The organism is Reticulibacter mediterranei, assembly GCF_016587455.1.
This window is the reverse complement of the sequence record NZ_BNJK01000002.1, coordinates 74,867-100,322: the sequence shown is the minus strand read 5'-3', so window position 1 is coordinate 100,322 and position 25,456 is coordinate 74,867. Positions and strand designations below refer to the sequence as shown.

The following is a 25,456-nucleotide window of genomic DNA, read 5'->3' as shown; positions in this document are numbered from 1 at the left end:
GGGGTGTTGGGGGTCTTGACGGGGCCTTGCGCTTGTCGCTCTCCCAGGCCCCTTCATTTCTGCTAGCGCCGTGAGGGGGGAGGAATCATCTGCTGGGGAGAGCGACAAGCGCAAGGCCCCCACAGCCCCTCCACACCGCCCCTTGTCGCTACGGATGGGGGGAGAACCTTCTCTCCCCAGGCCATTCTCGGGTTTGTTTGTTCATCTTCGTTGTCAGGCTAGAAACTGAAGTGGATTCCAACCTTCTCGTTGTCTTCAGGTGAAGCGTTCCAGTACCCGTATTTATCGCTAATAGCCGCAAAACGAACCAGCTCAGCAGGTGTAGGTGGTTGAAGCACACCTATCGGCCTGCCAATTTCGCGAAAGAAGCGTTCCATCTTTTGGGTTGTGAAGATGAGTGTGATGGCTGGTTCATTGGAGACGTTGCGCCAGGCATGGCGCGCGCCCCCCGGCACATGGACGTAATCACCTGCTTTTGCTACAATCCATTCATGCCCTGTTGCGTCCTGCCTCAGACACTCCAGCTCCCCAGAGAGAACAGTGAAGTCCTCCACATCGGGATGAGTATGAAGTGGGACAAAAGCGCCGGGAGGGACTGTGCCCTTTAATACGCTAAAGTTCTCCTGGGATGTCAGGAACTCCACTGTTGGTCCGAAAACTTCGAGGATCAACCCCGTTGAGGGATTTTTCTCTGTATTCATCTCTTTTCCTCCCTGCATGTCTAGCAATAGTACAACATCCAGCCGTTCGCGCCCCCCATCAGATACAAAAAGTGTATATCATTTGCTGTTCTCTAGCATGGGTAATCTTACCCACGCTAGATAATGATTGGAAGCGTGGAGAGAGATGAAGTCTGCAAAATAGCTTGTTTTCTTTGCTTTTTTAGAGAATAGAGGATGAACGCTCAGCGTTGAGGGTTCTGATTTCATCCCAACGGAAACATGTTGTCACGTGATCGTTGACCATGCCGGTAGCCTGCATAAAAGCGTAACAGATTGTTGTGCCAACGAAACGAAATCCCAGCTTTTTTAAGGCTTTGCTCATCGCATCCGACTCTTTTGTGGATGCTGGCACCTCTTGCAGTGTCTCCCGGTGGTTTTGTATCGGTTTTCCATCGACAAATTGCCAGAGGAATGTATCGAAGCTGCCGTAGCGCTCGCGCATCTGCAAAAAGAGTTGCGCATTTTGAATCGCGGCCTGGATCTTCAAGCGATTGCGTATGATCCCCGCGTTGGAGAGCAGCTCTTGCACTTTTTGTTCATCGTAGCGAGCGACTTTTTCTGCGTCGAATCCATCGAATGCTTGTCTGTAGCCTGCGCGCTTGTTCAGGATCGTTGACCAGCTCAACCCGGCCTGTGCTCCCTCCAACACGAGCATTTCAAATAGCCTCTGATCGTCGTGAAGCGGCACGCCCCACTCAACATCGTGATAATCGAGATAAAGCTGGCTCCCCGTTGACCAGGAGCATCGTTGTGGCATCATGAAAACTCCCATCGCGTTATTGACTCGTCTAATAGAGCACCTATCATACATCAGATTAGAACATCTGTCACGCGGAGAAGCAATGATGAGTTTTAACAAATGAGCTCTCCCGTCGTGTCTTCCCAGATTGAAAAGTGAACGTCCATTATTGGTCATTCGGCAAATGTTCCGGGGAGAGGGAAGATTCTCCCCATCCGTAGCGACAAGGGGAGGCGCGGAGAGGGCGTGGGGGCCTTGCGCTTGTCGCTGTTGGGGTCACTGGGAAACCGACAAACGATGTGGCGAGGGCGACAAGCGCAAGGCCCCCGCCAAGACCCCACAACCCCCCCTTGCCGCTACGGGTGGACCCGAAATCCTCTGTGCCCAGAGCCATTTCCCCTTCAATTGCCGAATGCACCAATTATCGCGGGGAGAGTTCGCTGTATTATGGCAGCTCTTTCTGGCGGGGCCGTCTCCTAGCTGCTTCCTGGACCAGTTCGCGGCGCGTCGGCACAGGTTGCCCGTTTCTGTACGCCTTTTTGTAGGCTTCAAAATCCCAGGTGGCGAGAAAATCTTGCGCCGCTTTCCTTCCCGATTGATAGAGATCTTCTTTTTGTTGCTCACTGAGATTGAAATCGGTGGATTGGATCATGAGCGAATCGATGGGAATGGTGCGCACAAATTTCGCGTTTGCCAGATAATAGGCGTCGTGTGCCTCCATTGCGGTGTAGAACATCGCGGCCAATTGCGAGAACGGCCCCGTGATGGGATGGCGCACAAACTGTTCTGGCGAGGCTTGATCCGACATAACCAGCTTGAAGCCAAAGGTCGGCCATTCGGGGACGCCCGGCGAGTCAAACAGCTCAACCGGGAAGTTGCTGAGCATGCCTCCATCCACGATGTAGCACTTTTTTAGCTCGACCGGGATAAAGAAAAATGGGTAGCTCATGCTCATGCGGATGGCGAGCGCAACCTCCAGGTCTTCCGGCACCATACCGTAATCCTTGATATCCTGCGGCAGCACCAGCATGCGCCCGCGACTGATATCTGAGGCGATGAGGCGAACTCTGAAGCGGTAGCGGTCCTCATTGGCAAATTCCGGCAGCAGGAGATCGCGAAACGTATGAATATGCTTTTCGGCCAACAACTTTCGCATCAGATTCAGAAGAATATCGCCTTCATAGAGACCCTTGCGAAACAGCAAATTGAAAATGGGGCCGAGGCCGGTGATACGACCTAGCGGTGAAAGATCCTGAAATGATGCAAAGTCCAGGCTGTTGATGATCTGTTTTAGCTCTGCGGCGGTATAACCAGCGGCAAGCAGCGTTGCAACAATGGCTCCGGCGGAGGTGCCAGCGAGATTGACAAACTCGTAGCCCGCCTCTTCAATAACTGAGACGGCTCCAACCAGCCCGATACCTTTGACGCCGCCGCCCTCGAATACTCCATCGACTTTCAATGGCTTATGTTTCATACTATACCTCCCATTCCCCTCTGGCCTGCTTTTTCTTCCATAATTAGTGTATTGGTCTGGAACAGTGTTGTCAAGCAAATCTCTCTTTGTAGGGAAAAAGGGGGATTCGGAAGAACTTGCGGCTACGTATTTGATTCGTGTAATTTCTCTTTAAAATCTTTCACCGCTTTCACATTATCGTAACCTTTTTTCTTTTGCGTAGGAGCACGCTAAAAATGCCGGAGGCCGGATAATTGCCTGCATCCCTCACAGACGAACCACCTTCTCGTGCTCATTGCGAACGCGGAAGGAGCAGAATGATCCGATTTGTTCACTGATGGGTGCCGCAAAATACCCATTAGTCTTGTTTCGCGGTCCAGGGCTTTCCAAATCTCCCATCTAGCAGGAGTGCAGAGGGCGGCAGCCCTTTGCCAGGGTGCGGGGTGTCCCCGCAAAAAACTTTTTTCTTCTCTTTTGCGCGCCGTCGCAGGCGGCGCGCGAAGGAGGGAAGGAAACTGGGGACACCCCAGACCCCGGCAGGGAGACCCCTGCCCCCCCTTTGAGCGGAGAACTGAAAAGCCTTGTTTCGCGGTCTATCTTACTTGCCTTATATCTTCTTATCCTATATAATTGTGCATGTTGCTAATTGATTCGCTTGATGAATCAGTGGGCGTGTATCCCTTCGCTGGATTGGCAGCGCGAGGCGTTGTGAGCCTGATACTTCTTTTACCTGTGTAGTTCAGGGAAAGGAGGCAGGGTCACTCGGTCTTGCTGCGCCATGAAAGACAGTGGTGCACGGCTTAGTGACTTCCTACTGGTCTCTCTCTTCTTGGAGGGAGGTGTATCATGAAAAAGCTGAAGATGAAAATCCTGAAGTGGACTCCGTGGTGCGGGTGCTCGTGTGCCGACTGCGAGCGGGGATATCACCACGCTGACTGCTAAAGAGGAGTAGACCTCCAGGCAGGGCGTGATCTGGTCGTGATGAATTGCCTGTGTACAGGTGATGGCTCACTGCTCTCACAAATGATCGTGAGAGGGTCTTTGTTATGATACAAGGAGTTGCGCAAAGGGACGCTATGCCGGCAAGCCTGTCGGCATAGCGTCTCCCACTTTTTGCAATCCTCACGAAGCGTCCAAATGCTTCAGAGCTTTTTAGTTGACCTGTTTTCCCTTGAGAGTTTGCCGATGAGCAAAGCTTAATTGAAGAGGTGAGGATGCTGTACTTTCATGATCTCTACCCCTAGCATAGCTACTTCCTCGTTCTTCCCATAACTGCTCATTTTGAGATCATTATGAAGATTTGAAATCGAACGTAAATGAACCCTTGAATTTATTTGCTGAGCTAATGTCAACGCCTCTTGAAGCAACGTTGATACAACAGGAAAATATTCTTGATCCTTGTATATCCTTGCATAGGCTAAGTTGCATTCCATCTGATGATAAGCATTATGACGCTTTTCTTCAGCGTTGCTCCCATGATTCCGTATTTCTAGCTCATTAAGGATTTCAGTTGCCAGGCCGGGAGAACGAAGCTTCTTGATCGGCGCTAGCATCAACGTGTTCGCCCAAAATCGAAGATATCGATCTGGTGGGAAACTGCACGTATCAATATGCTGGTAAAGCGCATCATCAATTGTTGGAGATGCTAAGTTCTCGGTTTCATCTATCAAGCGGAGAGCAGCCGTTTTCTCTTGTTCTGTATGTGCAAGGCGCATTTGAGTCACGGCCTGTAACGAAAGAATATACCCTCTCAACTGATCGGGTGTTTTGAAGGATGCGGCCCGTTGGAAATCTCGAAGAGCAGAATTTAAATCATGTTGATCTAAAAAGAGATTGCCCCGTTGACAGATGGCAGCAGCTTCAAAGTCAGTGAATCCTTCTTGATAGGCAAGCGTAATAGCCATGTTGTAGTGAGCAAGGGCTAACTTATAATCTCCCCGTTCACGAGCAATATCGGCGTACAATGTCTGATATCCACATAATAGGAGTTTCATCTCTTCCTGTTCTTGCGAACTCACATAGAAAATCCTGCTGTGTAATGTATGGATGCGTCGAGTGGCCTCCCGTAAAGCTTCATCAGCGCTACGATATCCTTGTTTCTCTACAGTGAGGAGCTTGGCACGGTATTCTTTGATGTTGAGCGCCTTCCCTTTCTCGGTTGGTACTCTCTGCGTGGAAACCTCGTTCACGATTTCGGGTAATAGGAGTGCGGGAGCAATTCCTAACATGCCAGCTAGTATTGCGCGTCGTTTGAGACTTTTTGGTAAGTAGCCTTCCTCCATTTTCAGGTATGCCTTTCGTGTAATGGCAACCCCTTTCAAGGCTTGCCCGTAAATCGATGCTGCTTGATCTGCACTCAAGCCAGCTTCAATTCGCCTCTCTCGCAACCGGTTTCCTGATACCTCATCTCTAGACATATATACCCTCCTTCACACAAATCCACATTGTTATTGAGTAGTGTATAGGAATCCATCATAGTTGTCTAGTGTCGTATTTTCCAGCATAAATTCGTAAAAAAGACGACGGTAACAAGAAATGTCTATTTATACTGTTGTATGGGAATGGACAGAAAGATGCCGCTTTTCGACTTCGCCATCCTTCTGCCACCCTCCTTTCGAGTATGCATTACACATAAAAAAGTGTCAAGCAAGGTATGAAAGCAAAGAAAGGTATTGCTGATACTATGCATAGCGAAGTAGCTATATCCCGACAATAACACGCGTTGCAAGAACAAACTGCACAACAAGGACCAAACGGTTTTGCAATGCTTGCACCTCATGAAACCACGACGGCTCAAATAGCACGAAGGGCCGGACTCATTTTGCGACTCATGCAAGATGGCAGGGAAGAAGAAGCTGTGAATCGTATGTTTACAATCGTGCGGCAGTAGAAAAGAGGTATCTATGCAGCGTGATATCTCACAACGACAAGCGCTTCCTCTCCTGGCAGCCATTGATTTTCATGCGTATCTGGTCCGTCACCAGCTCACCTGGGAAGAGGTGGCATGCGCTTCTCATGTCCCGGTGCTAACCGTCTGGTCGATGGATCATGGCCTGCTTGTAGGGAATGAACAGGCGGCTCTGGTGTGTAAGGGCGTAAAGAAGCTGGCCGGGGAAGTCTTCCATTACTTTCTTCCCCCATTGGCAATCATAAAGGAACGAGCGAATTATAATGATGGGAGAGGGAAAGATGGAATTTCACAAGAAAAATGCAAACGCGGCTGCTGATGTTCCTGTAGTGTCTCTGGCAGCTTCCGACCGGGCGGCACTGGCGGAAATGATTCGGGCGTTTCTGGTGGCGATGCGACAGAAACCGGTGCCGACTTCAGCCAGTGATGCGGCGCTCTGTCAGGTTGCATTTGAGCGCTTAGAACACTTGCAGCAACGGTTAGGCTCTGAAAACGAAGGACACCTGCTCGCTCTGCGGTTAGAAGATATTCAGTCCCTTGAGGGGGCATTGCTGCTCTTTGCCATCTTTCTCCATCTGGAAGTTCCGTCATCGGAAAAACGCGCAACGGTTCTAGAGAGTCTTTGGGACTTGCGTGACCAGCTTGCGCAATTACGGCGTGATCGCTTTCATTTGAATTAGTAAGCAAACAGGCAAAAGGAAATACGTTTGAGTTTTAGTGAAAGGTGATCATGTATGACTATTTCTCGCCATCCATTTCGCGGTCTGGTTGATTTGCCGCGTGTTGTTGACCTGATTCAGCGTATGCCGCTGGCCTGTCGCCACGTGATCGATTTCCCCTGGCGATTGAGTTCACCAACGATCAACGAGGGACGTGATGCCGCCTTCTGGGAAAACAGCGATGATCAGGTGATCGGCTTTGCGGCCTGGCAATATTATTGGGCCGCACTCGATATCTATCTTTTGCCCGGTCCACATTTGCAAGCGCTTGCAGCAGATCTCTTCGCCTGGGCAGATCAGCGCTTTCGTGAACTCGATGCCGAACGAGGAAAACCGCTCCCTTACTGGGTGGAGTTTCGTGATGATGATCGTGAGCGGCAAATGTTGGCTGAGGCACATGGTTTTGTGGATGAAGAGTATGAGAGCTATGTTTTCCTGGAACACTCGCTGGCAGATCTTGCGCCAATCCCAACGCTGCCCGATGGCTTTACGTTGCGACCTCTCGCCGGTGTGCAGGAGGCCGCAGCCTATGCGAAACTCCATCGTGCCGCATTTGAGAGTACCTCGATGACCGCCGAATGGCGCGCGCGAACAATACAGACGTCGCAGCATCGCTCAGATCTCGATCTGGTGGTGGTGGCCCCGGACAGCTCACTGGCTGGCTTTTGCATTGGTTGGCTCTCGCCCGAACGTCGCATCGCTCAGATCGAGCCGCTCGGCGTGCATCCGCGCTTTCAAATGCTTGGTCTCAGTCGCGTTCTGCTGCTGGCAATGCTCCATCACTTTCAAGCGCTCGGAGCCACCTGCGCTCTTGTCGAAACAGACCTGGAACGTACTCCGGCCCGCCATGCGTACGATGCGGTCGGTTTCCAGCAAACGCATATCGTTCACAGCAAAGGGAAATGGCTCAATTGACATTCGGCAGATATTTGGTGGAGGAAGCGCTTTTTCATCAAAATTGGGGCTAGATAGGGTCGATATGCCACGCAAGAATCATGTACTATGCTTCTTGTTCATTGCAAGCGCTTGCAGTAAGATTTTCCCTGAGTCATCAATACTTTGTATTGGCGGTAAGAAGCCGTCTGGTGCTAATTATAGGGGAACTAAGAAAAAAGTAGTTGATAATGATATCAACAAGTGTTCGTTGGCAGAACGTCTCAAGAGATATTTACTTCAAAGAAACTTTTCGCTCTTCATGCTTGACTTCTGTCAATAGTGGCCTCTGCGAGAGGGAAATATCGTTCCCAATGCCAACTTTCGCCGTTAATCTTTAGCAAGACCGGAAATTCTATCTCTGGTGGTAAGCCCTCTTGGAGCAAGTTCTCTCGGGACGCAGGCCAGTTGCTTGAACCAGGACATCCTGGAGAGTAGACGACTTGACGGGTGGACGAACACTTTTTACGTGAAGGAGGTGATACAAGAAGAGCCGAACTAGCAGAAGGCCGGCAGTCTTTGCAAGTCCTTAGAAGCGGAAAGGAGAAGGGATCAAACAATGGTAACGAAAGAGACGGAAATGTTCACCATCGACCCTTGCGATCTGGATGTGGAAGAGTTAGAGTAGCGCCTGGAGTTAGCCACCCTATTTGCCACCAAACCAGGCAGCACCAGCGGTGAACAGATGGTTGCTATAGACTGCGGTAATTGTAACCCTTATGGGCCTTATGTCTGCTAGCACTACGATTGGCGTAGAGCGCAGACCTCTGCTCAGACCGGCAAACAAGTTGTTGTGTTGACAACCGATAGAGCTTAGTAGCACGCAAGCGTATGTTACAGAAATAGAAAGGATAAGACAATGGCAACGAAGAAGACGGAAATGTATACCATTGACCTTGACAGTCTGGATGTAGAAGAGCTAGAAGAGCGCCTGGAACTGGCCGCCATGTTTGCTAACAAACCCGCCAGCATCGATGGTGAACAGGGGGTTGCGAGTGCGTATGATGATCCGAGTTGTTGGGCTCATTGGCATGATGGCTGCTCTTTTTGAGGCACACTTGCAAATGGATGTATGTCTGGGACCATTCAGATCAAACAGGGTAAAGTTTTTGTAGTTTCCCGATCAATCAGGAGGGTGCCCACTCTCCTGATTGATCGGGAGGTAATACATTTCCACGCTCGGATTTGCAGTTTTGTACAAAGTCGAGTTCAGAATCTAGATATATTTTAGAGGACAAAAAAATGGTGACAAAACTCAAAACACTATCACAAGAATCTCTACAATCATTTACAATGGATGCTTTCTCTCCCACCATTTTGGAGTCTGCTCGTCAAACGAAGAGACGAGTTGAGTCGTTGATGCAGAATTGGTTGACTGTCACGGATGTTAGCCCCTCCGATCGGCCCAATATCATATCCATGTATGACTGTTATCCGTATCTGTTTCAAGAGGCGTTCCCAAACATTCCGTCCGGCAGGTTGAGCGATTTTTCGGTAGCCTCAAGTCTCTTTGCTACCTCTTTATTCATCTCCGATACAATCATCGACCAGAGCCTGCAAGCCTATGAATCTGCGCAAAGGATGCTCCATGTGATCGCTTTGCAGACGGAAGCCTTATCGTATCTCCATCAGCTATTTCCTGCTTCTTCGCCCTTCTGGGAGCGCTTCCGCTCCTACATGAGGCAATATTATCAGGCTTGCATCTTCGAGAAAAGGTTTGTTTCCGGTGAATTGCCGTGGCGAGATTACAATGAAAATATAGCCTGGACGCTTGCTACAGGAAAGTCCAGCGTCAGTCAGGCCATTATTGCCGGATTGGTTGACTTAGCGGGAACTGAACAATATCTGCTTCCGTTCACAAAATCCCTCAACTTCTTTAATTTTAGTTGCCAGATGTTCGACGATATCTGTGATTGGAAAGAAGATTATTTGAACCGCTCGCCCTCACTTCTTCTGTGCGGTCTTTTGCAAGAGCAGCCTGTAGAGCCAAAGAAGCAGGATCTAGAGCGGATAGCACGAGAGCTGTACTACGGAGGCCATATGTGTGCAGTTCTTCAGTTAGCCATAGATGCATTCGACCAGGCGACCAGTGTTATACCAGAGAATGTTGTATCCTGGCATCATCTGGTAAGCAAGCTGCGAGAACGTTGTGAGGATTTGCTTACCGATATTATCAAGATTACAGAGTCCAACCGCCGGAGAGCTGCGGAACAACCAGAGTTTCACCTGGAGTTCCCTGTTCCCCGGACACAGTGCCAGCAGCTCGCGTGGCAGGGGCTACGCTATCTGGTGCAACAATGGCAACAGGGGTTTAGCGAAGTACGCCATGTAATGTGCTTCTCATATAAACATGGCTTCACTGGCAAGAGCGAATTCCAATATGGAGACATTTTTCAACGGGCAGTGATGGCTGAAATTCTCAGCGACGCTAGCCAGGCATTTTCTCTCGAACTACAACCAGTCATCAACTACGAGCTAAACTATTTCATTGAGCATCGTCACCACTATGGTATCGAAGGCTGGGGTTATTTCCCTGATTTGCCTGAACTCCCTCCTGATGCCGACGATCTGGCCCAGGTGATGCAGGTACTTCTTCTGAACAATCGCCAGGAGGATGTTTCCCGCTATTGTGAGCGACCCCTGCGCGTCTTGCTGGAAGAGAATCGGCACAACGACGGCTCGTTCGAGACGTGGATTATTCCGGCCCACAATCGCACACCTGAGCAAGAACGCCATGCTGATTACGCTGCAAATGCCTGGGGTATGGGGGGTGATGTGGATGTGATGGCGAATGTCCTCTACACGCTTGCCCTCTATGATGAGACGCGTTTTGCAGAGGTCATTCAGTCCGGCACAGCATATATCGAGAAACAGCAAGCAGAAGATGGTCGTTGGGTGAGTACGTGGTATCATGGCCCGTTCTATGGCACTTATGTTTGCACTCGCCTGCTCGCAAAGGTCAGACCCTCTTCACCGGCATTAGAGCGCGTACAAGCGTTTTTGCAGGGCAGTCAGCACGCCGATGGCAGTTGGGGGATGCCTGAAAAAGAAGGCGATCCCTTAAACACGTCTCTGGCTTTATTAAGTTGGGCCTATCTGACACAGCTTGGGAAACTGGAGGGTGCCGCTCCTTCCGTACAGAAAGCCCTGATGTACTTGCAACAGAGCTACGATGAAGAAGGGCAATGCTGGCCGTATCAGGAATATATTCGCATGCAACGCCCAACGCACGTCCTGTCCTACGGAAGTAAGTCCGTCACTACGGCCTATGTCATAAAAGCCGCTGCTGCCTGGCAATGCCTGCTACATGCACCTTCCCTTACTTCGTAGTCGCGCGATGTATCGCGCAGGGGCGGGATTGCGCGATACATCGCGCGACTACGAAAGGGGGCATTACAGGACGGAGGGAAATTATGCCAATGAAACAGATAACCATTCTCCCCGAAGTGATCGATCAGATTGTGGTCGATACTTCGGGCAAACATCCACGCTATATAGTCGTGGGCCATAATAAGAAACACATGCGAATTTCTCCTCTTGCATATACCCTGTTGGAGAAGGTTCATGCAGGTAACTCTTTTGCTACTGTTGCTCAAGACCTCAGTAGAGAGGGAGAGAGAACTATTGCGCCAGAGGAGGTACAGAAGGCTTATGAATATGTAGTTGCTAAAATCAGCAAAATTAGTGGCAAGAAAGAAAAAAATCCAGGGGGGTTCTGGTTCAAGTTTCCACTTATTCCAGCTGCAAGTGTGCAAGAAATTGCATCTGCGTTCACTTTCATGTTCCATCCGCTCACAATGGTTGTGGCACTCAGTAGCATCGGCCTTCTCGTTGCTTATGCGGTCGTGTATGGCGGCTTGACAGCGTACGTTCCGGCAAACCCTATTATGATAATACCTGCATATCTGCTCTTTCTGGTATCGCTCTTCGCGCATGAGTTTGGGCATGCCAGTGCATGTATGAAAGGAGATGTGGAACCAAGCGAGATTGGAGTTGCCGTATATCTATTTTTCCCCGTATTTTATAGTGATGTGAGTGCATCATGGCAACTTCCGCGCTGGCACAAGGTACGTGTAGACATTGGAGGAATCTACCTCCAGCTTTGTGTCGGGGGTATCTATCTCTTGCTCTTCGTCATCACGAGGCAGGCCATGTTTCAGTGGGCGACCTTCATGTTGGTGAGTAGTTGCCTCGTTTCCCTGAACCCCTTTCTGAAGTTTGACGGGTATTGGGTGTTAACTGATATCATGGATGTTGCCAATCTATCCAGACAACCCTTGTATGTCCTCAATTACTTCTATAGAGCAATATTCAAGAAGCAGCAATCTGCACTTCGCTGGTCCAAAGGAGTTTGTATCACCATCCTCATATATGGACTGTTAAAAGTTGTATTCTGGATATATCTGCTCCTTATACTTCTTCCTCTCATATATAATACTGTTAGCAACTATCCAGTGATAGTAGCAAGCGCTATGAAACATGTACATTACAATAACAGTGCGCTGCTGATGGTAGATCTACAAGGACTGGCAATAAATGCGCTGATCGTCATCCTCTATGGAGGAGGGATTTGTCGCATTTGCATTCCTTTTCTCTGGCAGATCTTTGTCACCATCAAGAACTCCGGGTTGCGCGGCTGGCTCGTGCAGCGCGGCGGCGTTCGGTCAGGCGACGCGCTTTGACGACACTGCCACAGTCGGCCATGCTGCACCATTGACGATTGCGGTTCTTGCTCGTATCAAAAAAAAGCCAGGCGCAAAGAACCGGGTCGCCCGGCACGCCTGGACAGACCTTGATCCGCTCCAGATCCTCGCCTGTGAGCAATGTTGTGACTGATTGAGCTATCGGCCACAACAATTGATCCAGCGCCCGGTCGTCTTCTTCCCACTGCCAGACGAACCTGTCCCCTTGCTTGACCAGCCAGGAGTGATTAACTGCCGCCAGATACTCCTGCCTCAAGGCGTCCAGATCGGCTTGAGAAGGCTGTTCATGGTTTGCCATAAGCCAGAACACGCGATAGATCGTTTCCCGCAGCGCGATGGCTCGCTTCCATTGCGCCAGAGCATCGTCCGGTCGCTGCTCTACTTCGCGTAAAAGATGCAGAGAACGTTCTTCAGTCAGTAAATGAGCATGGTAGCCCCAGGCGATCAGATCGGTGTAGCTGGTGAGATAGTCGCGCAAAGATGTATGATGCGTGCTAATGCCACCGCGCGGCTCAACAGTATTGGCAAAATCCAGGCATAGACGTTCCCCTATCAGTTGGGGCATCTTCTGAAGCGCCTCTTTCAATTGTGCTGCGGCATCCATTGTGTCTCCTTTTGGGTTGCTACCGGCGTAATACAATATGAAGGTAGCAACACTTGCTCTCTCTATAGTATCACATCGGCATGGAAGACGAGAGCATCTTTATACAGCGAGAGGAGGCGCGCGAATGTCAGGAAACGAATATACTACAGCTATAGAAGATCGCCCAATCGACAAAAATACTGAAATGGCTGCACGTGGTTGGCTTGTGCTGACCTTATTGTGCGTGGCCCAGTTTATGACGGTCTTTAATTTTCAGGCGGTCACGCTAGCTCTCCCCGCCATCCAGAAAGGTCTGGGCTTCAGTCAGGAGAATCTGCAATGGGTGGTCAGCGTCAACGCTCTGGCCTTTGGTGGTTTGCTCATCGTGGGGGGAAAAGTGGCGGACCATTTCGGGCATAGACGCCTCTTCCTCCCTGGTATGGTGTTGTTTGCCCTGGCATCGTTATTGTGTGGTCTGGCAAGCTCGCAATGGTTGCTCATCGTCGGTCGGGCGCTTCAGGGCATCGCGTCGGCTATCGTGATTCCAACCTCGATGGCGTTACTCACTGATACATTTGCGGAAGGGGGGAAGCGTAATCTGGCGTTGGGAATCTGGGGTATGGTTGGCTCAGTTGGCGGGACAGCTGGTGTCCTCTGTGGCGGCGTGTTGGTAGATCATCCCGGCTGGCCCTGGATCTTCTTTCTGTGCGTCCCTGTTACCCTGCTAGGCGTTGTTTTTGCGCCGTTTATTCTCACAAAACAGTATGATCAGCCGTCTGCCCGACCAGTAGACATACCAGGAGCTGTGACGGTGGTTGGCGGGATCGTGCTGCTGGTCTATGGATTGACGCTGATGACGCACGCAAGCCTGAACATCCTTCATCTAGCGGCGATTTTTCTGCTCGCCCTTCTCCTGTTAGCAGCCTTTGTGGTGATCCAGATGCGGAGCCGATACCCGCTCATTCCTTTGTCTATCTTTCGCCACCGTACCTTTGCCGGTGTGAATCTGGTGATGCTCATGATGTCTGCCGTTGCCAATACGCCGCTCTTCTTCTTTGCCCTGTATATGCAACAGGTCAGGGGATATTCGCCTCTGCTCACCGGACTGGCCTTTCTCCCGACAAATGCCGCCCTGCTGCTTGGTTCAGCGCTTGGCACCCGGCTATGCAATCGCTTTGGCTTCAGGTGTGCCACGCTGCTAGGTATGGGCGTGTTGCTGCTCTCCCCCCTGTTGCTTTCAAGCATTTCGGTCGATGGCAGCTACGTGGCGACGCTCCTTCCTGGCCTCATCATGGAAGGTCTGGGCTTGAGCATCGTGCAAGTGAGCATCACGATTGCTGGCCTGCAAGAGGTGCATATGGATGAGCGTGGCCTCGCCTCCGGCCTGTTGAGCATGGAGTCGCAGATTGGCACCGCAATTGGCCTTGCCCTGCTCGTTACAATTGCCACCATGCGCGCCAACGCTCTCGCCGGGCTATCATCGGTGGTCGCGCTGGTGGTGGGCTTCCAATGGGCATTTTATGCTGGAACGGTGCTTGGCGTTATCGGACTGCTGATCGCCTTTTTGGGAGTTCGCGAATAATCTGTAGAAGCAACGGGGCGACGACACGAATAATGTCGCCGCCCCGCTTGTTTGAGGAGGAGAATGAAGGTTTTTTGCTGAGAAACTTAGCTCAACGCCCAGACGTTGATGGTGAGATCAGAGGGTTGATCATTGCTTTGCACCATCGACGAGGTAGCGATACCGGTGCCATCGGGGGACCAGGCAAGGGTTGTAATCGTGCGCTGGTCATCAACCTGGCCGAACGTTGTTGCAAGCTTTCGGGAGGTCATATCGTAGATCTTGATGGCATTCGCGCTCCCAGCCAGATATTTGCCATCGGGGGACCAGGCCAGCTTATGGAGGCCCATTCCCGCGACATTATTTGCAAATGAAGCCAACAAGCTCCAGTTGTTTGTTGAATAGATTTCTATCTTGTCCTCGCTGTCCAGAGCGAGCAGTGAGCCATCAGGCGAGAGCTGCTGATCAAATTGGGGTGCGGGGAGGGTTGTATGGCTTACCAGCTTCCCCTGATTGCTATTCCAGGTTGCGAGATCCATCGTCTCTTTGTCGCTTGTCAGATGCCGTACAACTACCGTCTTCACATCAGATGACCAGGCGATTGGGGTGTATCCTTGAGGAAGTTGTGTCAATGTCGTGATCTTCCCACTACCTACATCGACGGCCTTGATGTCCATCTTGAATGTCTGGGGTTGCGGGCCGCTGGGGACATTGTTTGTGGGGTAGTTCTGGGTATCATCCACAGAGAAAACGATCTTCGCGCTATCGGATGACCACCTGCCCGTATTTATGAGGTCGCCCTTTAATTTTGTCACGATTTTTCCGTTACTGTCCAGCACATACGTCGAGTTGAGGTCTCCTGGATCAGCTAGCAGGAGCTTTTTGCCATCGGGCGACCAGAGAGGTGCGATCGGTTGCTGCTGTATCGCCGGTTGAAAGGACGTTATTGGAGAGCAGTCCTTCGCCGAGTATGCTTTGAAACTTGAATATGTCCCTACAACAAGATGTCCTTGTACAGACCAATCGAGATCAGCGCTCCAAGGCGCTCCATTCGTTGAGACTTTTTCACCCGCGTTCAGGCTGCATACTTGCTTGCCACTACTAATTACTTTCTGCTGCTGTTGAGTTTGCTGCTGAGGGTGATTTTGCGAACCGGTGAGGGTTGATCGATTGGTGGCCGTCTGAGAGGCGGATCGCAGCGCGCCAGAGAAGACAGTGAAGCTGACAATGGTAATGATGACTACCGCCGCAATCAGGCCGATCCCCACAAGCCGCATAGGGGAAGGACGTTTCTTGATCGGTGTGAGGGGATGCATTTCCCAGGAACTATGATTCTCTTCCATGATGTTTCTTCTTTCCTTTCTAACACTGGTCGTTTCTCGATCTACCACGTCGCTCTCACCTTCATTCGACACGTTCACATGTTGTCTCAACTGCTGCCAGATACGCTCGGTTGAGCGTTGATCCTCTTCGCAGAGAATAGAGAGGCGCTGGACGACCTGAGCGTCTGGAGATGTCCATGCCTGTGATCGGAGGGAAGCGAGCTGATCTATTCGCTCATCTATGGTGTCAGGCGTAAATGCCTCTTCGGGTTGTTGTGCCATCTCTCTTTCCTCCTTATGATGTCGTATAGATCTCGCGTAAAATGTTGAGCGCACGCGAGAGCAACATACGGACGGCCCCATCGCTTTTGTTCAGGTGACGGGCGATCTCGGTACAGCGCAGGCCCCTGGCAAAACGAAGCAATAAGATCGTTTGATAGTGGTCGGGTAACTGAGTAAAGCGCTCACGGAGGAGTGCATCCTCTTCACAGCGTAGAGCCAGTTGGTCCGGGCCTCTCTCTTCATCCGTGAGTAGCGCCTCGTCGGCTTCCTCTAAGGAAACGGCGCGCCGACGCGTTGAGCGACGATGATAATCGACACATTTATGATGAGCGACACCGCGTAGCCAGGCCAGTTGTTCTGGCTCGCTGAGCTGTCCCAATCCTTTCTGTTCCAGCGCGGCCAGAAATACCTCCAGCACAATGTCCTCAGCGTCCTCGCGTGATGAAACATGCCGACGTACATACGACATGAGAGATAAGGCGTGCTGCTGATATAATCTGGCGATAGGCGAATCGTCGAGCGGTACTGGTGCTTGGCGTTGTCTCTGTTGCATCCAGGCATCCTCGGTATCTACAGTTTTTGAGATCTCAATTAGTGTATCGACATGGATATAAAAACGTCACGCAAGAGGGGGACGGGTGTTTGAAACCGGTATTTTTGTCTGCGAGGTTGTATAAAGAACCAAAAAAATACTGGGCCTTGATGAGTTTTTACGAACAAAGTCGGTAAAAACTCATCAAGGCCGGCAGTTGGCGTGAGATGATGTCAGGGGCGAGCAACCCAGACATCGACGATGCCAGGCTCGAGTCCTCCTTTTGCGTTCATCCGACTGTCGCCTGATGCAATATAAACGCTATCAGGCGACCAGGCAAGGTCGTAGATATTACCCTTAGGCTCTTTGTAGGTATAGAGTAACTTGCCGGTGGCCGCATCGAGAATCCCCACAGTGCCGGGACCGATACCATTCACAACGGCGATATACTTTCCGTTGGGCGACCAGACCGGATTATCTTCGCCTTGATAGATGACGACATTCTTTGCTGTTGCAGCATCCCAGATGTGGATACCATTCTCAAAGCTCGCGGCGATCTGTTTGCTATCGGGCGACCAGGATAGTGTTATAGTTTCAGTGGGGCCGCTCCCAAAGTGCTTGCTAATGGTCTTCCCAGTTGTGCTATCGAACACATAGACGCTGCCTTCGCTGCCCAGACCTGCCGCCACATATCTGCCATCGGGCGACCAGCGCACCCGGTCAAGCATTCCCTTCACATTGAGCGTCACCTCCTGCATCATCTCTCCGGTCGCCACATCATAGGTCACGAGCTTGCTGATGCTTGGGTGTATCTCTCCGTTCTCCGTCAGTTGTGCAATAGCCTTGAGTGACTTGCCATCGGTAGACCAGCCCACAGAGGACGAAAAATGCTCACGATCACTGGAAAAATTGTATGTAAACGTTTTGATCTGTTTTCCCGTTATAGTATCGTACATCTCAATTTGCTTAGTATTCCAGACTGCAAGTAGTTTGCCATCGGGCGAAAGTTGGGCAAAGAGTTGTCTTGGCTGTCTTAATTCTTCTTGTGTTGCTCCTGCGCTTATATCAATAAGTGTGAGGCTGGCATACTTGATAACGTTTGCCCCATTCATGGCATCCCAGCCATAGACGCCACTACCTGTGGAAATGATCTGTTTGCCATCGGGCGACCATTGCAGCCCGTAAATGCCCTCGCCCGGTTGCTGGTAGGTATACATGGTAGTTCCCTGTTTACCAACAGGTGGTAGTGTTGGTGTGGCACTCGTTTCCGCACCAGCGCTGGTATTCGGCTGATGTGCGACCTGTCCTTCACGCTGGGACAAGGTGAAAATGACAAGGGCGCTACCTAAAAGCACTATCGTGATAGCGGCAACGGAGAGCAGGCCGAGACGACGGCCCCAGGATGTGGAGCGTTTGGGCATTGATGAAGGTGTTGACATGAGCGTAAACCTCTCAAGAGTGTGACGATTGTTGTGTATCGCCTGTGCGTGAATGCCCTTCGCCGTTATCGTGGTCCAGACGCGTTGTACGGAGGCCCAATCTTCCTGGCGTTGCTCGTTGATATCCCCCGCGTTGAGCAACAACTGCATATCATGAAGCAGCCGCTCATCTGTGTTGACAGCGCGATGTTGACCGGAGGAAGAGAGCTGGTCGATCTGCTCATCAATATCATCTGGATGAAACGGGTGTTCAGTCATAGCTCTTTCCTTCCTGTTGGGTATAGATGGAACGCAAGAGATTGAGCGTGCGCGAGAACAACGTGCGTATTGCCCCCTCGCTCTTGCCGAGTTGTTGCGCAATATCAACGCAGCGCAGGCCGTTGACGAGACGTAGCCGCAAGATCTGTTGCTGCATGGGAGAGAGTTCTCCCAGCGCTTCACTCAGGCGCAGATACTCCTCGCCGCGCTCTGCCAGCCGCTCAGGGGATAGCTCCTCGTCGTCGTAGATCTCTTCCGCAAAAGCATCAAGATCCACCGTTGGCCTCCGAGCCGCGATGCGATAATGATCGGCCAGCTTGTTGCGCGCAACTCGCCAGAGCCAGAGGCGCTGCTGCTGCTCTGAAAGCTGGTGAAACGAAGCATTCTCAAAGGATCTCAAGAACACCTCGGCCAACACATCTTCGGCATCCTCCCGCGAGCGCAGATGCAGGCGCAGGTAGGTGAAAATACCCGGCGCGTACTGCTGATAGAGGGCGGCAATGGGTTGTTCATCTACATCGTCCATGTATAACGGTTGTGACATTCACTCTTCCTGTTTAGTGAGATTTGCTTCGCATGCGAAAACCTTATCCGTAGGTACATGTCGCTTTCGACCCAAAAACGTTACCAAAACAGGAAAATCTCTCACCTGTCCATGTTGAAAGGGAAGATGAGAGATTTTCTTATAGTTTCATTCAACCAGCCGAATTTCTAATCCATATGTTGTTTCGGGCGCAATCGTGATCTGATATTCTGTCGTCTCGCCAAGCATGCCCTTGCTTTGTAGGAAGGCATGAGCGCGTTCGAGCGAGGCAACCCTCCAGGTCATTGCTACGATCTCATCGCGCTCATGGGGTATCAGGCGCAGAGCTGGTCCGCTCTCGAATTGCCACTCACTCTCGTTGATTGGTGCGAGCGGCGAGAAGAGGCGCTGCCACTGTTCCCGCGCTTGTGCAAGATTGCTCGTTCCCACAACTAGATCACGCACATCAGCAAGTCCTAACGAGCCTCCATGTGCTGCTTGCATCTGGATCTTATTTTGCTCTCGCCGTTGCGGAATGTGCCAGAACGTCGGGTTGTACTCGCATAAGAAGACGGTGCCATTACGGAAAAGCTGATCGAAGATGAGGCTGTCGATAGCCCCTAATCCCATCCGTTCGGAGTGAAAAAGGCGCGACAGATCACTTCCCAGCAGTTCTCCGACGTAGATCAGGGTATAATACTCGTCTGGATTGCTGAGGTAGGCCTGGGGAATGGCGTACGGTGGCAGATGAGGGATGCCTCGCCGCGTCAGTTCTGGCAGCGCCTCAACGATGGGGACGGGTTCAAGAGCGATTCCATACAATTGTGCCTGTCCTGGGTAAAGCGGTTGCTCCCCTGAGCGGAATATCTCCATGTTGATGCTGCCCGCCATGATGCCACCAGCTTTGAACGGAGGATAGAAGTTGTGGATATCCCAGGCAATCGGCAATTGCAGCGTGTCGGCGAACAGCGAAAACACCCGATCATAGGTGGCGTCGTTTACACGAATCATAATGTGATCGATGCGGTGAATCAATGCTTGCATGTGTGAAATCCTTTCCTTTTTAACATACATACCGAACGTATGTAAAATAGAGAAAAAAAGAGAACCTTATGTGAGGCCGCGCAAAAAAAGATCGACGCTCTCTCGTGCAGCGGTGGGTAGATCGATGCTGTCGGGGTCCATCAGCCAGAGCGAGGTGATGCCGTTTGCCATACCCAACGCTGTCAATGCCGCTGCCTGTGGATCGATGTCGGTTCGGATCTCGCCAGCCGTAATGCAGCGCTGAATCAAGCCTGCCAGCATGTTTCGTGATTCACGCATGCCCTGAATTTTCTCCTGCATGCCCTCTGCCAGCTCCGGCACAAGCTCAGTTTTTAACTGGACAAGCTCCAGCACGATGCGAAAATCGTTATCCTCTTGCGCATAGGTCATCCAGCGAATCAGAAAGTGCCTGAACTGCTGAATGGGACTCAGTTCCGGGGCGAAGGCTTCCTGAAAGATGATAGCGGCCTGAGTATAACGTTCGCGTACCAGCGTATTGAACAACTGGGCTTTGTTGCCAAAGTGCCAGTGAATGGCCCCGCGCGTGGTTCCCGCCCGTTGTGCGATATCGTCGAGCGTCGTACTCACATAGCCCTTTTCCTGAAAACAGTGCAACGCGGCCTCTAGCAATTGCGCGCGCGTCTGGGCAGCATCTTCTTTTGTCCGGCGCATGCTCTTTTCTCCCTCCCTTATACAAACATACCGTATGTATATATACTTTGTCAATGGCTCGAGTACATAGAGGAATCTATGCAGGGCCAATATTTCACAACCAGAGGCGTTTCTTCAGCCTATGTTCGTACTGTGAAAGTTTCCCTATGCAGCCCCAAAAAGAGCGTTTTTCGATGGTACGCTTGAACAAGTATCGTCAAGAAGATAAATGCATGAAAAAAGTAAGAAAGATGAGGTATTGTAATGCCTGGAAGTAAAAAAGGGCTAGATTCCAAAACAGATAGTCCACCCCCCAAAGAGATTCCATCAGATGCACCTCAAAAGTCATCAGATCAACTCAATCTTTTTCAGGAGTTCGGGCTACATGAGCAGGAACGGAAGAGACAAGAGTGGAGTAAGTGGCTAAAAATGGAAGTGATTGAGAGAAAACTTTGGAAGTCTCCTCTTTCTCCAAACGAGCAAGAAGTTTTTAATCAGTATGTTGACGCAAGAATGCGTATTAGCAGCGAATATCAGAAGGCGATCCCTGGACAGTTTGAGAGGATAAGCAACTATCAAGGTCTTGAAAACGCGAGCCCTGAAGAAATAGCTGCTATTGAATATCATTCTTCTATGAAATGGGGACATATGGCTGCATTTGCCAGGGCTGATGCAAAAAAGATGAGAGAAGAGATGGCGAAAGGTAAAACCTTTGATGAGGTGTTTGACCCGGCGCTAGAGCAAGTTGGAAACACTGCCAGGATTGCCCGTGAACTGATGGATGATCCCGAACTGTTTGAGGAGGTTGCAAGTCATGTCGAACATATGGATAATGTCACACGCAGAATGAAGCTTCCTGAACAGGTCATAGCGAAGACAGATCTCTCAGAAGAGGAGTTTGGCACATTTTTGTTTAATGAACGTGGCGAGCGCCAGGATATAAATACAATACAGCCAGGAGAACAAAGAGGACTCTTATGGGTAGATCCATGGTTTGTTGCTACAAGCCTCAGGCACGGTCATATATATACATCAGTTTATGGCCCCGACGCAAAAACCGTCCGAATGTATATAACGCTACCAAAGGATTCATCGGGAGCTTATATTCGCGATGCTTCGCGTAATCCCTCAGAAGATGAGGCGACGCTGCCTCTCAAAACGATTACCCAGCTTGACCGCATTATTCATATAGATAAGTCGGAGTTGACAGCTGAAGAGAGAAAAAGGCTCCAGTTTATTCCTACTTATGTCGTCCAGGCTACAAGAGTGGAAGGTGAATGGAGATTTTAGAACAGAAACAGGCTCTTTTGTCAATTGGGTCAAGACTGTCTTCCCTCTTGTAAAAGGGAAGGTGGGAAAATTGATAAAAAGGATAGTTAGAGCAAGCCAGATGATAGGATCTGGCACAGAGGACGCTTCTTGCCCTAACCTGCCTGCGATTCTAAATTGTTGGATGAAAATTAGCTTGTAATATTTTGCTATTATTGGTGCATTCGGCAAATAGAGCGGTGAACGGCACCCCAAGATGGCAGGGGCGATGGCTTGTCCTCGCCCGCCTCCCCAGGCGGCACGATGGGTTCACGGGCGAGGACAAGCCATCGCCCCTGCCATACGCGGTCACACCCCGGAGGATTTCCCAGATGCATTAATAATTTTATCATTCAGTGCCGCGCTTCGTTTCGGCGACGATCAGATCGACCACATCTTCCATGCACCTGTTGCGTTGATAGGCGCGGCGCTGGCGAATAGCTCCATTGCCCTGTTGCAGTGTTGTGCGCACCTGTCCGACTACTTCATCCCAGCTTCCTTCGGCCTCCAGCGCTGGTTGGAGTGTGGTTAGCAAATGTTCGATCAGCGCTGATGCTGGGAGAGAGCGTTGTGCCACCACATCGATCAGCTCGCCCTCTATGCCGAAACGTGCCGCCTGCCAGTGAGCCGCGCGCAGCAGTTCGGGCCGCACGTCGGGAGCAGGTTTGTTCTGCTGGATATAGGTGTAGCATGTCTGGACGATAGCGCGGATCAGCCCGACGATCATCACGCACTCATCTACCGTCAGACAGCAATCGGTGACGCGAAACTCGATGGTGGGAAAGCGCTCTGAGAGCCGAATATCCCAATAAATTTTCGTCGAATCTTCGATAAAGCCGGTCTGGATCAGCGCTTGCAGCAGCGCGTTGTAGTCGTCGAGCGAGCGGAAGAACTGTGGTTGCCCGGATGTCGGCCAGCGGCTCCACATCAGCGTGCGGAAGCTGGCATAGCCAGTATCGTCGCCCAGCCAGAAAGGAGAATTGGCCGCCAGTGCTAGCAGAGGGGCAAGCCAGATGCGGGCGCGATTCATGACTCGTAACGCCACTGCACGGTCCGCCAGACCAATATGGACGTGACAACCGAAGATCGGTTCTCGCGCCAGTTGTCGATAATACTCTACGATACCAAGATAGCGCTCTTTAGGCGTAATGCGCTGGCTTTTCCAGTGAGAGAAGGGATGTGTGGCCGCTGCCCCAAGCTGTTTTCCATCCTGTTGCGCAGCTATAATCATCTCGCGCCTCATCTTGATCAACTCCTGCCGTACCTCTTGCAATGTCTGGCAGACCGGCGTTGCCGCCTCCACCTGTGCCAGCTGTAGCTCTGGTTGGGCCTTCTCCCCCAGGTGTTGTTGAGCGGTTGGTAGCAAGGTATGTGATGATGAGCTAAGTTCGCGCGTCACTGGATCGATGATCTGATATTCCTCTTCGACTCCCATCGTAAAGGTTTCAGCGTGAGATGCCATAACCTCTTACCTCCTCTTTCGTACCCCCTCTCTTTGCGAGAGCGGTTAAGACTCCTGGTGGTGATATTACGTTGGGAGGACAGAGAAGAGATACAGACTCCCCCATTGGGACCAGCGCTAAAACCTTTGCGCTTATCCTCCGTAGTAAGTATAATGAAATTTTCCTTTCAAAAGCGGAATCTCTTTCGTAGTGGAGCGATTTATCGCGTGGGGGGAAGCGCTTCCCCCACGCGATAAATCGCTCCACTACGAAAGACCTTATAGTGGGAAATGAGAATGTATAATATATGCATATATCAAAATCACTGAGCCTGGGGCATGCATTCAGTTCGGCCCCCTGGGCCATTCCGGCGTTGATCGTGACGGTGATAATCTCGCTGCTGCTTCATCGCTGGCTGGCGCGGAGGTTTCGGACGGGTCCCTGGTTCGTGCTGGCGCTTATGTTGTGCGTCGGGGCGATTCTGTCGATCACGATTACGCCGGGGAACTGGAATCCCAGCCCCTATTGTAGCCTGAAGGTCGCTTTTCCGCGCCCGTCCGATCTGCTGGCGTTGAGCGAGCGCTCGCTCAATATATGGCTGTTCGTCCCGCTTGGCCTCACCATCTCAGCAACTCCCCAGCGTCGCGTGGGCCTGTTCTTCTTCGTGTGCGCGATGGCGCTACCGTTCATGATTGAGGGCTTCCAACATTTCGTGCCTGATATCGGGCGAACCTGCCAGTTAACCGATATTATTAATAACCTGACCGGGCTGTTCCTGGGCGGCTTCGTCGGCCTGTGCCTCCGGTTTTTCTGGGGAATGATGAACAAGGAGCGTAGTACGTTGAGCGTTGGGCAGCCGAGCGGCTATTTACGCCAGAATCGGAAAATCTAAGATAGTGTTTGATTCTTGACAATCCTGTCCCGTCTCTTATATACTACAAACGTAACGTTAACGTCATATTGGAGGAAGAGCGATGAACGATCTCATGCGAATAGGTGAATTGACCGAACGAGCAGGCGTCTCGCAGCGCACCGTTCGCTATTATGAGAGCATCGGGCTACTTCCTCCCAGCGAGCGCGAGGGACACGGGCATCACTATTATACAGAAGAGGCACTGGCTCGCTTGCGTAAGATCGATCAGCTCAAGAAGCTTGGGCTGAGCCTGGAGGAGATTGGCGAGGTCATCGACCTTTACTTTATCGATCCCAGCGGCATCCAGCCCAAACAGAAGGTATTGACAATGTTGCGCAAACATCTAGCAGAAGCGGATCACAAGATCAGCTCGTTGCAGCAGTTTCGTGCCGAATTACAGGCCAATATCGAACGCTTCGAGCGCTTTTTGGAAGCTGCCCAGCAGTAGCTTTTTTTGTCCAGAACATGACGTTAACGTCAAGATCATTTTTCCTATAGTAATATCTGTTGTGAAAGGAAGTAGAAAATGAGCGAGACTATTGGATTTATTGGCCTGGGCCTGCTGGGGAAGCCAGTTGCGCGCAATTTGCTCAAGGCCGGCTACTCCCTCAAAATCTATAATCGTACTGCCAGTAAAGTTGAGGAGTTGCTGCCACTTGGAGGCATACAGGCGTCCAGTCTACAGGACGTGATGACGACCGGAGGAATTGTGATAACGGTTGTGTCCGATGATGCCGCGCTGGAAAGCGTTGTCACGAGTGAGGGCTTCTTAGAGCGACTCGGCAAGGGTGGTGTGCATCTCGTCATGAGTACGGTTGCACCTGAAACATCCCGCAAGATGGCCGCTTTGCACGCTGAGCGTGGCATTCAGTATGTCGAGGCACCCGTCTTTGGGCGACCGGAGGCAGCGGAGGCGCGGCAATTGTGGGTATGTTGCGCGGGAGAGTTGGCGGCGAAAGAGCGCGTTCGACCGCTGCTGGAAGCGATCAGCCAGGGTATCTTCGACTTTGGCGATCAGATTGGTGCTGCCAATATCGTCAAGCTCTGCGGCAACTTCTTGATTATCTCAGCAGGGCGGTCGATAGCGGAGGCGTTGCAGATGGCCGAAAAGAACGGCGTCGATCCAAAAGCTGTGGTGGATATGCTGACCACCACTCTGTTCTCTTGCTTCATCTATCAGAGCTATGGCGCGAGGATTGTCGCGAATGGGGGCGTGTACCAGAGCAACTGGATTGTCGTCAAGGATACCGGCCTGTTTGAGCAGACAGCGCAAAAGGTTGGTGTGCCCTCGCCATTGGCGCATTCCTTGCATGAAATTGCTGTAGAGATGCTTGCTCGTTAAGCCGCTGTTTCATGGAACCAATCGTATCCGGCCAACGTCTCTCCTTTGAGTCTATGCTCGTATGAGAAAGGAGGAGTAT

Annotated in this window: 23 protein-coding genes; 11 read left to right on the top strand and 12 right to left on the bottom strand. The window is 51.1% G+C overall.

All coding sequences use genetic code 11. The features are described from left to right. Nucleotides 1-218: 218 nt before the first annotated feature. The 4 genes from K3T83_RS38595 to K3T83_RS38580 all read right to left on the bottom strand — a co-directional run bounded on the left by K3T83_RS38595 (nt 219) and on the right by K3T83_RS38580 (nt 5,331). Nucleotides 219-701, bottom strand: a complete 483-nt coding sequence (locus K3T83_RS38595) for a cupin domain-containing protein (protein WP_220208461.1) — start codon at nt 699-701, stop codon at nt 219-221. Between the two features lie 181 nt (nt 702-882). Continuing rightward, the gene (locus tag K3T83_RS38590) at nt 883-1,479 is read right to left on the bottom strand and encodes a DNA-3-methyladenine glycosylase I (RefSeq protein WP_373324738.1); all 597 of its coding nucleotides are present in this window, start codon (nt 1,477-1,479) and stop codon (nt 883-885) included. Nucleotides 1,480-1,906: 427 nt separating this feature from the next. Then, a complete protein-coding gene (locus K3T83_RS38585) occupies nt 1,907-2,935 on the bottom strand; it encodes a patatin-like phospholipase family protein (RefSeq protein ID WP_220208459.1) in 1,029 nt (342 codons plus the stop codon). Between the two features lie 1,175 nt (nt 2,936-4,110). Further along, complete coding sequence (locus tag K3T83_RS38580) at nt 4,111-5,331, bottom strand: tetratricopeptide repeat protein (RefSeq protein ID WP_220208458.1); 1,221 nt, start codon at nt 5,329-5,331, stop codon at nt 4,111-4,113. A 486-nt stretch (nt 5,332-5,817) separates the two neighbouring features. On the opposite strand from K3T83_RS38580, the gene K3T83_RS38575 reads away from it, so the two are divergent. From K3T83_RS38575 to K3T83_RS38550, 6 genes are all read left to right on the top strand, one after another. Continuing rightward, nucleotides 5,818-6,141, top strand: a complete 324-nt coding sequence (locus K3T83_RS38575) for a hypothetical protein (RefSeq protein ID WP_220208457.1) — start codon at nt 5,818-5,820, stop codon at nt 6,139-6,141. Continuing rightward, nucleotides 6,104-6,502, top strand: a complete 399-nt coding sequence (locus tag K3T83_RS38570) for a hypothetical protein (protein WP_220208456.1) — start codon at nt 6,104-6,106, stop codon at nt 6,500-6,502. The genes K3T83_RS38575 and K3T83_RS38570 overlap by 38 nt, the downstream gene beginning before the upstream one ends. A 54-nt stretch (nt 6,503-6,556) precedes the next feature. After that, nucleotides 6,557-7,456, top strand: coding sequence for a GNAT family N-acetyltransferase (locus K3T83_RS38565; protein ID WP_236065163.1), 900 nt, complete (start codon nt 6,557-6,559; stop codon nt 7,454-7,456). An 877-nt stretch (nt 7,457-8,333) separates the two neighbouring features. Beyond that, on the top strand, nt 8,334-8,525 hold the full coding sequence (locus tag K3T83_RS38560; protein ID WP_220208455.1) for a hypothetical protein: 192 nt from the start codon (nt 8,334-8,336) through the stop codon (nt 8,523-8,525). Between the two features lie 308 nt (nt 8,526-8,833). Beyond that, nucleotides 8,834-10,804 (top strand): prenyltransferase/squalene oxidase repeat-containing protein, encoded by a 1,971-nt coding sequence (locus K3T83_RS38555; RefSeq protein ID WP_220208454.1) that lies wholly within the window; start codon nt 8,834-8,836, stop codon nt 10,802-10,804. Between the two features lie 89 nt (nt 10,805-10,893). After that, nucleotides 10,894-12,156, top strand: coding sequence for a zinc metalloprotease (locus tag K3T83_RS38550; protein ID WP_220208453.1), 1,263 nt, complete (start codon nt 10,894-10,896; stop codon nt 12,154-12,156). On the opposite strand, the gene K3T83_RS38545 is transcribed toward K3T83_RS38550, so the two are convergent. After that, a complete protein-coding gene (locus tag K3T83_RS38545; RefSeq protein ID WP_220208452.1) occupies nt 12,089-12,781 on the bottom strand; it encodes a CGNR zinc finger domain-containing protein in 693 nt (230 codons plus the stop codon). The genes K3T83_RS38550 and K3T83_RS38545 overlap by 68 nt on opposite strands. 124 nt (nt 12,782-12,905) lie before the next feature. Between K3T83_RS38545 and K3T83_RS38540 the strand changes: the two genes are divergently transcribed. Continuing rightward, a complete protein-coding gene (locus tag K3T83_RS38540) occupies nt 12,906-14,342 on the top strand; it encodes an MFS transporter (protein ID WP_220208451.1) in 1,437 nt (478 codons plus the stop codon). Between the two features lie 86 nt (nt 14,343-14,428). Here K3T83_RS38540 and K3T83_RS38535 read toward each other — a convergent pair whose 3' ends face one another. The 6 genes from K3T83_RS38535 to K3T83_RS38510 all read right to left on the bottom strand — a co-directional run bounded on the left by K3T83_RS38535 (nt 14,429) and on the right by K3T83_RS38510 (nt 20,393). Beyond that, entirely contained in the window at nt 14,429-15,925 is a 1,497-nt protein-coding gene (locus K3T83_RS38535; RefSeq protein WP_220208450.1) for a WD40 repeat domain-containing protein, read from the bottom strand. Nucleotides 15,926-15,938: 13 nt separating this feature from the next. Beyond that, the gene (locus K3T83_RS38530) at nt 15,939-16,478 is read right to left on the bottom strand and encodes an RNA polymerase sigma factor (RefSeq protein ID WP_220208449.1); all 540 of its coding nucleotides are present in this window, start codon (nt 16,476-16,478) and stop codon (nt 15,939-15,941) included. Between the two features lie 212 nt (nt 16,479-16,690). Continuing rightward, on the bottom strand, nt 16,691-18,154 hold the full coding sequence (locus tag K3T83_RS38525) for a WD40 repeat domain-containing protein (protein ID WP_220208448.1): 1,464 nt from the start codon (nt 18,152-18,154) through the stop codon (nt 16,691-16,693). After that, a complete protein-coding gene (locus K3T83_RS38520; protein WP_220208447.1) occupies nt 18,147-18,698 on the bottom strand; it encodes an RNA polymerase sigma factor in 552 nt (183 codons plus the stop codon). Before K3T83_RS38520 ends, K3T83_RS38525 begins: the two co-directional genes overlap by 8 nt. A 147-nt stretch (nt 18,699-18,845) precedes the next feature. Next, nucleotides 18,846-19,721, bottom strand: a complete 876-nt coding sequence (locus K3T83_RS38515; RefSeq protein ID WP_220208446.1) for a hypothetical protein — start codon at nt 19,719-19,721, stop codon at nt 18,846-18,848. Between the two features lie 66 nt (nt 19,722-19,787). Then, nucleotides 19,788-20,393, bottom strand: a complete 606-nt coding sequence (locus tag K3T83_RS38510; RefSeq protein WP_220208445.1) for a TetR family transcriptional regulator — start codon at nt 20,391-20,393, stop codon at nt 19,788-19,790. 243 nt (nt 20,394-20,636) lie between these two features. On the opposite strand from K3T83_RS38510, the gene K3T83_RS38505 reads away from it, so the two are divergent. After that, nucleotides 20,637-21,662: an ADP-ribosyltransferase gene (locus K3T83_RS38505; protein WP_220208444.1), complete on the top strand. Its 1,026-nt coding sequence runs from the start codon at nt 20,637-20,639 to the stop codon at nt 21,660-21,662. A gap of 367 nt (nt 21,663-22,029) precedes the next feature. On the opposite strand, the gene K3T83_RS38500 is transcribed toward K3T83_RS38505, so the two are convergent. Then, nucleotides 22,030-23,142 carry a carboxylate-amine ligase gene (locus K3T83_RS38500; RefSeq protein WP_220208443.1) on the bottom strand — a complete coding sequence of 371 codons (1,113 nt, stop codon included), beginning with the start codon at nt 23,140-23,142 and terminating at the stop codon, nt 22,030-22,032. A gap of 287 nt (nt 23,143-23,429) precedes the next feature. Between K3T83_RS38500 and K3T83_RS38495 the strand changes: the two genes are divergently transcribed. From K3T83_RS38495 to K3T83_RS38485, 3 genes are all read left to right on the top strand, one after another. Next, a complete protein-coding gene (locus K3T83_RS38495; protein ID WP_220208442.1) occupies nt 23,430-24,014 on the top strand; it encodes a VanZ family protein in 585 nt (194 codons plus the stop codon). A gap of 82 nt (nt 24,015-24,096) precedes the next feature. After that, the gene (locus tag K3T83_RS38490; RefSeq protein ID WP_220208441.1) at nt 24,097-24,483 is read left to right on the top strand and encodes a MerR family transcriptional regulator; all 387 of its coding nucleotides are present in this window, start codon (nt 24,097-24,099) and stop codon (nt 24,481-24,483) included. Nucleotides 24,484-24,561: 78 nt separating this feature from the next. Further along, the gene (locus K3T83_RS38485) at nt 24,562-25,377 is read left to right on the top strand and encodes an NAD(P)-dependent oxidoreductase (protein ID WP_220208440.1); all 816 of its coding nucleotides are present in this window, start codon (nt 24,562-24,564) and stop codon (nt 25,375-25,377) included. Nucleotides 25,378-25,456: the final 79 nt, after the last annotated feature.